Annotated in this window: 13 protein-coding genes; 11 read left to right on the top strand and 2 right to left on the bottom strand. The window is 63.7% G+C overall.

Features of this window, described 5'->3' with window-relative positions; genetic code table 11:
• Positions 1-67: 67 nt before the first annotated feature.
• The 3 genes from U741_RS18740 to U741_RS0116115 are packed head-to-tail and all read left to right on the top strand — an operon-like array spanning position 68 to position 4,298.
• Positions 68-2,257 (top strand): PAS domain-containing sensor histidine kinase, encoded by a 2,190-nt coding sequence (locus U741_RS18740; RefSeq protein WP_052378917.1) that lies wholly within the window; start codon positions 68-70, stop codon positions 2,255-2,257.
• Between the two features lie 5 nt (positions 2,258-2,262).
• Positions 2,263-2,649, top strand: a complete 387-nt coding sequence (locus tag U741_RS0116120) for a response regulator (RefSeq protein WP_029891475.1) — start codon at positions 2,263-2,265, stop codon at positions 2,647-2,649.
• Positions 2,646-4,298 (top strand): GGDEF domain-containing response regulator, encoded by a 1,653-nt coding sequence (locus tag U741_RS0116115; RefSeq protein ID WP_043110315.1) that lies wholly within the window; start codon positions 2,646-2,648, stop codon positions 4,296-4,298. The genes U741_RS0116120 and U741_RS0116115 overlap by 4 nt, the downstream gene beginning before the upstream one ends.
• On the opposite strand, the gene U741_RS0116110 is transcribed toward U741_RS0116115, so the two are convergent.
• Together U741_RS0116110 and U741_RS0116105 are read right to left on the bottom strand one after the other, a co-directional pair.
• Positions 4,299-4,661 carry a hypothetical protein gene (locus U741_RS0116110; RefSeq protein WP_029891473.1) on the bottom strand — a complete coding sequence of 121 codons (363 nt, stop codon included), beginning with the start codon at positions 4,659-4,661 and terminating at the stop codon, positions 4,299-4,301.
• An 81-nt stretch (positions 4,662-4,742) separates the two neighbouring features.
• Positions 4,743-5,402 carry a histidinol-phosphatase gene (locus tag U741_RS0116105; protein ID WP_029891472.1) on the bottom strand — a complete coding sequence of 220 codons (660 nt, stop codon included), beginning with the start codon at positions 5,400-5,402 and terminating at the stop codon, positions 4,743-4,745.
• Between the two features lie 88 nt (positions 5,403-5,490).
• Between U741_RS0116105 and rppH the strand changes: the two genes are divergently transcribed.
• The 8 genes from rppH to U741_RS0116065 all read left to right on the top strand — a co-directional run bounded on the left by rppH (position 5,491) and on the right by U741_RS0116065 (position 11,364).
• Positions 5,491-5,985: an RNA pyrophosphohydrolase gene (gene rppH / locus U741_RS0116100; RefSeq protein ID WP_029891471.1), complete on the top strand. Its 495-nt coding sequence runs from the start codon at positions 5,491-5,493 to the stop codon at positions 5,983-5,985.
• A gap of 71 nt (positions 5,986-6,056) precedes the next feature.
• Positions 6,057-6,932, top strand: a complete 876-nt coding sequence (locus U741_RS0116095) for an HpcH/HpaI aldolase/citrate lyase family protein (RefSeq protein WP_029891470.1) — start codon at positions 6,057-6,059, stop codon at positions 6,930-6,932.
• A 219-nt stretch (positions 6,933-7,151) separates the two neighbouring features.
• Entirely contained in the window at positions 7,152-7,406 is a 255-nt protein-coding gene (rpsP, locus tag U741_RS0116090) for a 30S ribosomal protein S16 (protein ID WP_029891469.1), read from the top strand.
• Positions 7,407-7,409: 3 nt separating this feature from the next.
• A complete protein-coding gene (gene rimM, locus U741_RS0116085) occupies positions 7,410-7,922 on the top strand; it encodes a ribosome maturation factor RimM (protein WP_029891468.1) in 513 nt (170 codons plus the stop codon).
• The gene (trmD, locus tag U741_RS0116080; protein WP_029891467.1) at positions 7,922-8,683 is read left to right on the top strand and encodes a tRNA (guanosine(37)-N1)-methyltransferase TrmD; all 762 of its coding nucleotides are present in this window, start codon (positions 7,922-7,924) and stop codon (positions 8,681-8,683) included. Before rimM ends, trmD begins: the two co-directional genes overlap by 1 nt.
• 5 nt (positions 8,684-8,688) lie before the next feature.
• Positions 8,689-9,042 carry a 50S ribosomal protein L19 gene (rplS, locus tag U741_RS0116075; RefSeq protein WP_029891466.1) on the top strand — a complete coding sequence of 118 codons (354 nt, stop codon included), beginning with the start codon at positions 8,689-8,691 and terminating at the stop codon, positions 9,040-9,042.
• 267 nt (positions 9,043-9,309) lie between these two features.
• Complete coding sequence (locus U741_RS0116070) at positions 9,310-9,576, top strand: DUF4212 domain-containing protein (RefSeq protein ID WP_029891465.1); 267 nt, start codon at positions 9,310-9,312, stop codon at positions 9,574-9,576.
• Between the two features lie 6 nt (positions 9,577-9,582).
• On the top strand, positions 9,583-11,364 hold the full coding sequence (locus U741_RS0116065) for a sodium:solute symporter family protein (RefSeq protein ID WP_029891464.1): 1,782 nt from the start codon (positions 9,583-9,585) through the stop codon (positions 11,362-11,364).
• Positions 11,365-11,406: the final 42 nt, after the last annotated feature.

Here is an 11,406-nt window from a genome sequence, read left to right as displayed (position 1 = left end):
TCATGCGGCGGGCCGCCCTGCAACCTGGTGCATGGTGTTCAGATGGTGCCTGCCATCGGGAGTCGGGTTGAAAATTCCAAGCATTGAGTCGGTACGCGGGGTCGCCTGGATCGGTTCATTGATCCTCGCGGGCGCATTTGCGTGGCTGGCGCATCAGTCGACCCAGCGTAGCGATGCATTGTGGGACGCGCAGCATCGCCTGTGTGTCGAGGCTGCGGGCAGCCTTCCGGCCATGGTTGCGCGCTGTCCCGAGCTGCCCGCCCGCCAGGCGCAGCGCCAGCTGTCGTGGTCCCTGTGGTTTGGTGGCTATCTGGCCGCGCAGATTCTGTTTCTGGGCGCGCTGCAGCAGGTGGGACGGGCGACGTTGCGGCTGTCGTCGCGGCATGAGGCCGACCTGCTGGTTGAACAGCGGCAACGCGAGTCCACCCGTCGACGCCTGGAAAACCTCACCAGCCATGTGCCGGGTGTGGTGTTCGAGTTGACACAACGTGCAGGTGAGGACTTGACCGTGGCGTACGTCAGCGCCGGGGCGCTGGACGTCTTGGGCGATCCGCCGTGGGTGTTATTGGGTGGATTGAATCCACTCGCCGAACGGGTCCACGTGGATGACCAGTTGCTGCTCGCCGAGCAATTGCGGGCGTCGATGCGGCAGCTCACGGTGTGGGCATCCGAGTTTCGGTATCAGCACCCGACACGCGGCGAGGTGTGGCTGAGAGCCGAGGCCACGCCGCAGCAACACGCGGACGGCACGCACGCTTGGTACGGCGTGGCGGTCGACATTACCCATCGCAAGGGCATTGAGGCGCATGTGGCGCGGGTCTATGACGAAGTGCAGGTCGCCCGTGCGCAGACCGACGCCTTGATTGACAGCACCACCGGCACGGCCATCATGGTCACCGATCTCGAGGGACGCATCACCCGCTTCAGTCGCTCTGCCGAGGCGCTACTGGGCTGGGTCGCCGATGAAGTCGTCGATTTTGCCCGGCCGGCCAACTTCCTCGATGGCGTCGAGCAGCAAGCGGTGGACGCACAGCCCGGCAGGGGCTTGCTGGAGGGGCAGTCGACACGATTCGAAGGGCGCTTGCGCCACCGCAACGGGCGGCTGATTCCAGCCCGGGTGACGGTTACCCGAATTGCCAGCCCAGGCAGTGTCGACACCGACATGGCCTACCTGTGGGTGATGACCGATGTGTCGGAACTGGCGCGGGCCCTGCAGGATGCGCGCGACGCTGCGGCCCGTCTGCAGACGGTCACCGACAATGCGCCGGTGTTGATCAGTCAGTTTGATTTGCAGGGCCGCCATGTGTTCTGCAATCGTGAATACGCGCGTTGGTGGGGCATTGCGCCCGGTACCGCGCTGGGGCAAACCCAGGCCCAACTGTTGGGCGACGACGTCGCGGCCCTGCTTGCACCGTCGCAGGCCGCCGCGATGCGCGGTGAGCTGCTTGAGCAGGTCATTGCCCCCAAACCGGGACGCTGGCTGGAGATCCGCTACGTGCCGCATCGCGTCGAAACGCAGGTGGTGGGCGTGTTCTGGGTGGCCGTCGAGGTCACCGAGCGGTTGCAGCGTGAGGCCACGCAGAAGGCCTTTGTCAGTACCGTGAGCCATGAGTTGCGCACGCCGCTGACCGCCATCAACGGCGTCCTGGGACTGGTCAGCGGCGGCGCGCTGGGGCCAATGTCTGAGGAGATGGCCGAGATGCTGGCCCTTGCCGAGCAGAACGGGCAACGTTTGACGCTGCTGGTCAACGATCTGCTTGATCTGGATCAGCTCAGTCAGGGCAAACTGGCCGTGCGCCCCGAGCGGCTGTCGCTGTCGGTGGCGCTACACGAAGCGTTGACCCTCAATCGCGCGTATGCCGACACCTGTTCGGTGGCCCTGAGGCTCGAGCCGCCAGCGCATGCCCTGTTTCGCGCCGATGCACAACGCTTTCAACAGATCATGGCCAACCTGATTTCCAATGCCGCCAAGTTTTCGCCCGCCGGTGCGGAGGTGCTGATTTCGGCCGAGCGTCTCGATCAGGCCGTGCGCATCAGCGTCCGTGACCAGGGGGCCGGCATTCCGCTGCTGTTTCAGCCCAGGGTGTTCGACCGTTTTGCCCAGGCGGACAGTTCGGATCGTCGCCAAAGCCACGGCAGTGGTCTGGGGTTGGCCATTGCACGCGAGCTGGTGGAGCTGATGGGCGGTGAGATCGGTTTTGATTCGGTTGACGGCGTTGGCACGCGCTTCTGGTTCACCCTGCCGGCAGAGGTTTGACGGCCATGGCCAACACCCTGCGGCGAATCTTGCATGTCGAAGACGACCCCGCCATTCGCCGGATCGCGGCCTTGGCGCTGGGGCGCGTCGGCGGCTTTGAGGTGCGCAGCGCCGCCTCGGCGGACGAGGCGCTCACCGTTCTTGCGGAATGGCAGCCACAGTTGATCTTGCTGGACGTGATGATGCCGGTTGTCGACGGACCAATGCTGTTGACGTGTTTGCGTAGCGGCGCCGCAACAGCAGGTCTGCCGGTCATGTTCATGACCGCCAAAGGCCGTGAAGATGAGCGGGCGCATCTCAAGGGCCTGGGCGCGCTGGCGGTGTTGGAGAAGCCGTTTGATCCGATGACGTTGGCCAGTACGGTGCGTCAGCATTGGGAGACCCTGTCATGACCCCTGATACCGCAGCACAGATACATGCCGAGTTGGCGGCGCTTAACCTCGCCTATCAGGCGCGGCTGACGGACGACCTGCTGGCGTTGCAGGCCCAGGTGGCATCCCTGGTCGAGCCAGGCGCCCACCAAATCGACGTGCCTTACGCCACGTTGCTGCCCGCCTTGCATCAGCTGATCGGCTCGGCGGGCACCTTCGGCGAAGCGTCTCTGAGTGACGGTGCCCGTCAGATTGAGCACCTGCTGCGCAGCCGGCAGCGCGACGACCGACCGTGGACCGTCGACGACCGCGCGGCGCTGGTCGAGTCCGTGCACGGGTTGGCGCGGCTGCGTGCCGGTCGCGATCCACAGGCGGCCACGGTCATGCCGGGGGTCGGAAATCGTGAGGTTCGGCGCGTCGATGTGCTCGAAGATGACCCGTCGATTCTGAGCATCCTGACCAGTGCGCTGCGCAGCTTCGGCTATGTCGTGGAGGGCCATTCCAGCGTCGAAGCGCTGGAAGCATCGCTGTCACAGCGGCGCCCGGACGCGATGATTGTCGACGTGCACCTCGGGGCTGGTGGTAATGGATTGGCGCTGCTGGAGTCGCTGCAGGACCAGCGATACCCGCCGATTCCGACCCTGGTCATCACCACGCGCGATGACTTTGCCCATCGCCTGCGGGCAGTTCGGGCGGGCGCGGTGGGGTTTTTCAGCAAGCCGGTTGATCTTCCCCAGCTCGAGAACCGGCTGGAGCTTTGCTTCGACGATTACCGCGGCGAGCCGTTCCGGGTCGTGGCCGTTGACGACGACCCGATGTTGCTGGCGCGCTACCAACTGGTGCTGGGGCGCGCCGGCGTCGGCGTGTACCCGGTATCCGACCCGGAGCAACTGCACGAGACGCTCAACTCGGTGGTCCCCGATCTCTTGCTGCTGGATGTGCAGATGCCTGGCTGCACGGGTGCGGAGCTGGCGCAGATGGTGCGCTTCGACGAGCGCTGGATCGGGCTGCCGATCATCTATGTGTCCGCCGAGTCAGACCTGGGGCTGCAGACCGCCGCCATGGTGCGCGGCGGCGACGAGTTCATGATCAAACCGATCAATGACGCCATTTTGGTGGCCACGGTGCTGTCACGTTCGCGGCGCTCGCGGGCGCTGGCCAATGCGCTGGCGCGCGACAGCCTCACCGGACTGCTCAAACACGGCTCGGCCAAGGAGCAGCTCGCCCAGGCCCTGTCGCGTGCAACGCGCTCCGGGCAGCCTTGCGCGGTGGCCATGATTGACCTTGATCATTTTAAAAGAATCAACGACACCCACGGCCATGCGGTGGGCGACAAGGTCATTCGTTCGCTCGCCAGCCTGTTGAAGAACAGCCTTCGCAAGGACGATATCGTCGGCCGCTATGGCGGCGAGGAGTTTTTGGTGGTCATGAACAACATCGATGCGGCGGCGGCGGCGGACAAGCTGGACCGGTTGCGTGAGCAGTTCTCGGTGCTCGACTTTCAGGGGGTCGATGGTCTGTTTCGCGTCAGCTTCAGCGGTGGGGTGAGTGACTCCCGACGGTTTCCCGACGTCGCCGACGTGCTGGTCAAAGCCGATGCCGCTTTGTATCGCGCCAAGGCAGCCGGCCGCGACCGGATGGCGGTGGATGCCGGCGAGGAGGCCGGCTGATCAGTTGAGCACCCGGTAACCGCGTCCGCGAAGGCAGTTGCGCAGCACTTGGTCTTTTTCGCGCTCGCCGCCGGCCGCGCCCCGCGCACCGCCGACCACGCCGCCAGCGCCAGCACCGCGGGCCACGTCACTACTGTTGCCGAAGATCGCACCCAGCGCTGCACCGACGGCTGCCCCGAAACCCGCGCCTTTGGCGGCCTGGCCCCCGGTCGAGACCTGGCCGGCGTAGGTTTCGCACTCGGCATAGTCCTGTTCGTACTGCGCCATGTTGGTGTTTTTCGTATCGACGATCACCCGGTTGCGCGCGCAGCCAGCGGCACTGACGGTCGCGGCGACCAGCAAGATCAGCAGGCAGGATTTCATGGCTTGGCCCTCGTTTCGGTTTGCAGACACTGGTCCTTACTATGCGCCCGCAGGCTGAGCGCCAGCCAACTGATCGCGTCTTCAGTGGCCGCGTAGCGAGCGGATCGGCCAGCCGCGTTGCTCGGCTTCGAGTTTGAGCACCGGGTCCGGGTCGATGGCGACCGCCACATCGGCGGCCTCGAGCAGGGGCAGGTCGTTGCGCGAGTCGCTGTAAAAAGTGACGTGGTCGAAGGTTTGTGGATGGTCCTCTCGCCACTGGGCCAGGCGGATGACCTTGCCGTGCTGAAAATTGGCGACGCCGCTCAGGCGCCCGGTGAACTGGCCGTCCACCTCTTCCGGATCGGTGGCAATCAACGCGTCAACACCCAGCCGTTCGGCGATGGGCGCGGTGATGAAGCGGTTGGTGGCCGTCATGATCAGGGTGAAGTCGCCAGCGGCCTTGTGCTGGTTGATCAGCGGCACGGCGCCGGGGGCGATGACCGGTTCGATCTTGTCGGCGACGAAGGCCGCACGCCACGCCTCGAGCCACGCGCGCGGGTGCTCGGTCAAGGGTTTAAAGCTGAACGCGCAGAAGGCGGCCATGTCCAGGGTGCCCGACTGATAGTCCTGATAGAAGCGCAGGTTCTGTCGGGCGTAGGCGTCGGCATCAACCACCCCCTGCTGGCACAGAAACTGGCCCCAGAGAAAATCGGAATCGGCGGTGAGCAGGGTGTGGTCAAGATCGAAGATGGCGAGGCGCATGAGGGCCTTTGAGGCAGATGAATGGATTGCCGCGTCAGACCGCGCTGTGAAAGAATCGGGGCAATTGAATTAACTGATTTTCCTGCCCGTGATCGACGCTGAAGGCTTTCGCCCGAATGTCGGCATCATTATCTGTGATGGCCGAGGTCATCTGTTGTGGGCGAAGCGCGTTGGCCAGCAGTCGTGGCAGTTTCCGCAGGGCGGCATCGACGCGGGCGAATCCGCCGAGCAGGCGATGTACCGCGAGCTGCACGAGGAATTGGGGTTGCACCCCGAGCATGTGCGCGTCATCGGCGTGACGCAGCGCTGGCTGCGTTATCGGCTGCCGGCCCAGTTCGTGCGTCGCCGCCCCGGCCGCACGTGCATCGGTCAGAAGCAACGCTGGTTTGCCCTGCAGCTGGTGGCTGATGAGTCGCTGGTGCGTTTTGATGCCGCCGGTCACCCTGAATTCGACGGCTGGCGCTGGGTGGATTACTGGCACCCGCTGAGCGAGGTGGTGGCGTTTAAGCGCGATGTGTACCGTTCGGCGCTGCGCGAACTGGCGCCGCTGGTGATTCCGCGTCGCTTCGGGTCGGCCGGCTGAGACCTGCGACGCAGCGCTGGCGCTGCGCCGGCGGGGTCCTTATTTGTGAATTGCACGAGGCCGAACCACCCATGAGGGATGTTGCGCCCCTGCCGATCTGGCGGTCGATGCTGTTCGTGCCCTGTCATGTCGACAAGTACGTGAACGCAGCCCATCGTCGGGGCGCAGACGCTTATATCCTCGACTTGGAAGACAGCGTGCCGATGGCGCTCAAGCAGGTGGCCCGGACCAAGCTGGCGGCGGCGGTGCCGGCGGTGCGTCAATCCGGGGCTGCGGCGCTGGTGCGCATCAATGCCGATGTTGCGCATCGGGTCGCCGATCTTGATGCTGCCGTGCAGGCCGGCGTTGCGGCGTTGATGATTCCCAAAGTCGACACCGCCGAAACCTTGCGGACCATTGCGCTTGCGGTGGCCGCGCGGGAAGCCGAACGCGGCTTGGTGGCGGGCCAGATCCGCCTGATTGCGCAGATCGAAGATGTGCATGCCCTGGCGCGCATCGACGAGATTGCATCGGCCACGCCGCGCCTGATGGGGATGATTCTTGGCTCGGAGGATTTTTCGCTGTCGGCGGGCATGGCGCCGGTCACCGCCACTCTGATGGCACCCAACCAGCAACTGGTGTTCGCCTGCCGTCGCGCCGGCATTCTGCCGTTTGGCTTTCCGGGCTCGATCTCGGTGTTTCGGGACCTGCCCGCCTTTCGCGACACCATTCAATTGGCGCGACAGATGGGCTTTGTCGGCGCTTATGCCATTCACCCGGATCAGGTCACGGTGATGAACGAAGGGTTTCGACCCTCGGACGATGAGGTTGAGGCCGCCCGCCAACTGCTGGCAGCGGCGGCCCTTGCCGAGGCCGAAGGGCGCGGCGCTTTCGAATTTCGCGGCCTGATGGTCGACGCCCCGGTGATCAGTCGCGCGCGGGGGGTGTTGCGCAGAGTGGGTGGCTAGTGTTGCTGCGCGCTGCGCGAGTTCCAGCCACGCCTTTTTTGGCGTACTTTTCGGGGCTGGTTGCCCGCTGTTGACCCAGCGCCTGTTCGAATCGTGCAATACCGGCAAGTGCAGGCGTCATTGGCAGCAGTGGGCAGTAGCAATTCCCAGCCAAGTCGCTACAATACGCGGCCTTTTTTGGCGCCCTCCGGCCGCCAGCGTTATTTGGATTAAAGATCAATGGTTACGATTCGTTTGGCTCGTGCTGGCGCCAAGAAGCGCCCCTTCTATCACGTGGTTGCCACTGAAAAGAGCAGCCGTCGTGACGGTCGTTTCATCGAGCGTCTGGGCTTCTACAACCCGATGGCCCGCGGTCAGGAGCCCTCGCTGGTCCTCAACACCGAGCGTGTGACGCATTGGCAGAGCCACGGCGCGCAGATGAGCGAGCGGGTGGCCTTCTTGGTCAAGAGCAACGCCAAGGCAGCTCAGGCCTAAGCCATGGAGCGCATCACGCTCGGGCACGTGTCCGGCGTGTATGGCATCAAGGGTTGGCTGCGCATCACGCCGCAAACGCGGCCGGCGGAGCGAATTCTTGAATACCGGCGCTGGTGGATTGGTGACGAACAGGGCTTCATGAGCCGCGTCGTCAGCCACCGGATGCAGGGCAACGGACTGGTTGTGGAGTTGCTGGGGCGGGACGAAGAGCCGATCACCGACCGCGCCATTGCGCAGACGATGATCGGCAAGTCGATTTCCGTTCTGCGCTCAGAGATGCCGCCGCTGGCTGAAGGCGAGTATTACTGGGTGGATTTGCTGGGTTTGAAGGTGCTGGACGAGGCCTTGGAACCGCTGGGGGTGGTCACTGACGTGTTCAGTAACGGCGCCCAGGATGTGTTGACGGTCAGCGGTGAGGACAAGACGCATTTGATCCCCTTCGTCGTCGGCCCGATTGTGGTGTCGGTATCGATGGCAGATCGGCAGATTGTCTGTCGGTGGTCCCGCGAGTGGTGATGCAGGTCTCGGTGATCACGCTGTTTCCCGAATGGGTGGAGCAGGTCACGAAGTTTGGAATGCCCAGGGTGGCGGTGGAGCAGGCAGCGCTCTCGCTGAAGCTGGTGAATCCACGGGACTTTGCTGAAAACGCGTGGCGACGGATTGATCGTCGGCCTTACGGTGGTGGGCCGGGCATGGTGATGGAAGCTGAACCCTTGGCGCGCGCCATTGCCGCGTCTCGGGAGGGGAACGCAGGGCCCGTGGTGGCATTGACGCCCCAGGGTGAGCGGTTTACCCAGGCTTGGGCCGAGCGCTTCGTCGCCGGCGGAGGCATGACGTTGTTGTGTGGTCGTTATGAAGGGTGGGATGCGCGTCTGGAAGCGGGATCAGCGTCCGACGGGCAGATTGATGTGGAGCTGTCGGTGGGTGATGTGGTGCTGTCGGGTGGCGAGCTGGGCGCAATGATGGTGATTGATGCCTGCGCAAGATTGCTTCCCGGTGTGCTGGGCGATGAAAACTCCGCGATGGAGGACTCGTTCAGCAGTGGCGTACTCGATCATCCGCATTACGCCCGCCCGCCGGAGTGGCGGGGGCAGACGGTTCCCGAAGTATTGATGTCGGGTGACCATGCGGCGATACGCCGCTGGCGACGGCAACAGGCGCTGGCCCGAACCTGGGAGCGGCGCCCGGATTTGTTGGATGGGCTCACATTGAGTCCCGATGAACAGGAATGGCTGCGCGCCTATATTGCGCAGCACGCGATTGATGCCAAGAGGTAGGAACCATGGGTAGCAACAAAATTATTGCCGCGCTTGAAGCGGAACAGATGACCAAGGTCATTCCCGACTTTCGCGAAGGCGACACGGTCGAAGTCAAGGTCAAGGTCAAGGAAGGCGACCGCGAGCGTCTTCAGGCGTTTGAAGGGTTGGTGATTGCGCGCCGCAACCGCGGCATGAACTCCGCCTTCACGGTGCGCAAAATCTCCAACGGCGAAGGCGTGGAACGCGTGTTTCAGTCCTACAGCCCCAACGTTGCCGAGATTATCGTCAAGCGTCGTGGCCTGGTGGCCCGCGCCAAGCTGTACTACCTGCGCAACCTCGCCGGTAAGGCCGCGCGCATCAAAGAGAAGCTGGGCTAAGACTCAGGGCGCGAATCTTTCCGCGGCGCTCACGCGCTGCGGACGATTCGCAAGCGTTCGCTGACGTTTCGCGTCAGAGGTCCGAGGTCTGGAAGCGTCCAATCCCTGCCGGGTCGTCCGGCGGGGATTTTTGCGTTGAAGTGAGCGAGTGGCGCGGGTCCGCGAGCCATGCCATCCGACCAAAGTCGCGTGTCGCATTGCAGGGCGCCCTTGTAAATTGGCCACGGTCCCGGAAGTTTCGGGCGTGCGCTTGCAAGGAGAGTCCTCATGACAGAAGAAAAACGTGACGCAGCCGTCGCGTACTGGAAAGCCAACCTGCGTTTGCTGATAACGCTGCTGGTGATCTGGTTCGCGGTGTCGTTCGGGGCCGGCATTCTGCTGGTCGATGTGCTCAACAACATCCAGATCGGCGGATACCCGCTGGGGTTCTGGTTTGCCACGCAGGGGTCGATTTACACCTTCATCGTGCTGATCTTCGTCTACATGGCGAAGATGAATCAGCTCGACCGCAAGTTCGACGTGCACGAGGACTGAGCCGCCATGGACACCCAAACCTGGATTTACATCATGGTGTTCGGCACCTTCGCGCTCTACATCGGCATTGCGCTGTGGGCCCGTGCCGGCACGACCAGCGAGTACTACGTGGCGAGCAAGGGGGTCAACCCGGTGCTCAACGGCATGGCCACTGCCGCCGACTGGATGAGCGCGGCGTCGTTCATCTCCATGGCCGGCCTGATCGCCTTCCTCGGCTACAGCGGCTCGGTTTATCTGATGGGCTGGACCGGCGGTTACGTGCTCATGGCCCTGCTGCTCGCACCTTATCTGCGCAAGTTCGGCAAGTTCACCGTGCCCGAGTTCATCGGCGACCGGTTTTACTCGCAGACGGCGCGCGTGGTCGCGGTGCTGTGCCTGTTGGTGATGTCGCTGACCTACGTGATCGGTCAGATGCGCGGCGCCGGGATCGCGTTCTCGCGCTTTCTCGAAGTCGACATTTCCACCGGTCTCTACATCGGCATGGGCGTGGTGTTCACCTACGCCGTGCTCGGCGGCATGAAGGGCATCACCTATACGCAGATCGCGCAATACGTGGTGCTGATCTTCGCCTACACGGTGCCGGCGGTGTTCATCTCGTTGCAGCTCACCGGCGTGGTGTTGCCGCAACTGGGGCTGGGCAGCACGGTGAACGGCGAGGGCGTGTACATGCTCGCCAAGCTTGACCAGATTCTGGTCGACATCGGCTTCACCGCATTCACCACCAACGGCACCATCGACACCACCAACATGATGCTGTTGACCATGTCGCTGATGATTGGCACCGCCGGTTTGCCGCACGTGATCATCCGCTTCTTTACCGTGCCGAAAGTGCGTGACGCGCGCAAATCGGCCGGTTGGGCACTGGTGTTCATCGCCATTTTGTACACCACGGCCCCGGCGGTGGGTGCGATGGCGGCGTTCAACCTGATCAAGACCATTCAGCCGGGTGAGGTGGGCGCGGCCGAAGGCAACCTCGTGCTCGAAGAACGTCCCGAGTGGATGCGCACCTGGGAAACCACCGGCCTGTTGGCGTTCGAGGACAAGAACGACGACGGTCGCATTCAGTACTACAACGAGAAAAATCCCGAGTTTGCCGCGCAGGCCGAGGAATTCGGCTGGGCGGGCAACGAAGTCGTCAAGCTCGACAACGACATCATGGTGCTGGCCAATCCCGAGATTGCCGGGCTGCCGGGCTGGGTGATTGCCTTGGTCGCAGCCGGTGGTCTGGCGGCGGCGTTGTCCACGGCTGCCGGGTTGTTGTTGGCCATCTCGTCGGCCATCTCCCATGACTTGATGAAAAGCATCATGTTCAAGGACATGACCGACAAGAAGGAGCTGCTGGCGGGCCGCATCAGCATGGGCGTGGCCATTCTGGTCGCCGGCTACCTGGGCTTGAATCCACCGGGCTTTGCGGCGCAGGTTGTCGCGCTGGCCTTCGGGCTCGCGGCGTCGTCGCTGTTCCCGGTGCTGGTGATGGGCATCTTCAGCACGCGGATGAACAAGGAAGGCGCCATCGCCGGCATGCTCGCCGGTCTGGGCACAACCCTGCTGTACATCTTCTTGTACAAGGGCTGGTTCTTCTTCCCGGGCACCGCGATGCTGGTCGACAGTGCCGAGGGCTGGCTGTTCGGCATCCAGCCGCAGAGTTTTGGCACCATCGGCGCCCTCATCAACTTCGCGGTGGCGTTCACGGTGTCACGGATGACGCCACCACCGCCGGCACACATTCAGCAACTGGTTGAGGACGTCCGCATTCCCCGCGGGGCAGTCGGCGCTGTCGATCATTAAGACTGACGCGTGCGGTTGGTGAACCCTGGGCCCGCCGGCGAT

The sequence above is a fragment of the Polycyclovorans algicola TG408 genome (assembly GCF_000711245.1).
Taxonomy (GTDB): Bacteria; Pseudomonadota; Gammaproteobacteria; order Nevskiales; family Nevskiaceae; genus Polycyclovorans; species Polycyclovorans algicola.
This window is presented reverse-complemented; position numbering and strand designations above follow the sequence as displayed.

Bases quoted from the DNA above. Each gene is read 5' to 3' on its own strand.
- U741_RS0116120 (WP_029891475.1), top strand. From the start codon at position 2,263: ATGGCCAACACCCTGCGGCGAATCTTGCATGTCGAAGACGACCCCGCC.
- U741_RS0116115 (WP_043110315.1), top strand. From the start codon at position 2,646: ATGACCCCTGATACCGCAGCACAGATACATGCCGAGTTGGCGGCGCTT.
- U741_RS0116110 (WP_029891473.1), bottom strand. From the start codon at position 4,661: ATGAAATCCTGCCTGCTGATCTTGCTGGTCGCCGCGACCGTCAGTGCC.
- U741_RS0116105 (WP_029891472.1), bottom strand. From the start codon at position 5,402: ATGCGCCTCGCCATCTTCGATCTTGACCACACCCTGCTCACCGCCGAT.
- U741_RS0116095 (WP_029891470.1), top strand. From the start codon at position 6,057: ATGAGGGATGTTGCGCCCCTGCCGATCTGGCGGTCGATGCTGTTCGTG.
- rpsP (WP_029891469.1), top strand. From the start codon at position 7,152: ATGGTTACGATTCGTTTGGCTCGTGCTGGCGCCAAGAAGCGCCCCTTC.
- rimM (WP_029891468.1), top strand. From the start codon at position 7,410: ATGGAGCGCATCACGCTCGGGCACGTGTCCGGCGTGTATGGCATCAAG.
- trmD (WP_029891467.1), top strand. From the start codon at position 7,922: ATGCAGGTCTCGGTGATCACGCTGTTTCCCGAATGGGTGGAGCAGGTC.
- rplS (WP_029891466.1), top strand. From the start codon at position 8,689: ATGGGTAGCAACAAAATTATTGCCGCGCTTGAAGCGGAACAGATGACC.
- U741_RS0116070 (WP_029891465.1), top strand. From the start codon at position 9,310: ATGACAGAAGAAAAACGTGACGCAGCCGTCGCGTACTGGAAAGCCAAC.
- U741_RS0116065 (WP_029891464.1), top strand. From the start codon at position 9,583: ATGGACACCCAAACCTGGATTTACATCATGGTGTTCGGCACCTTCGCG.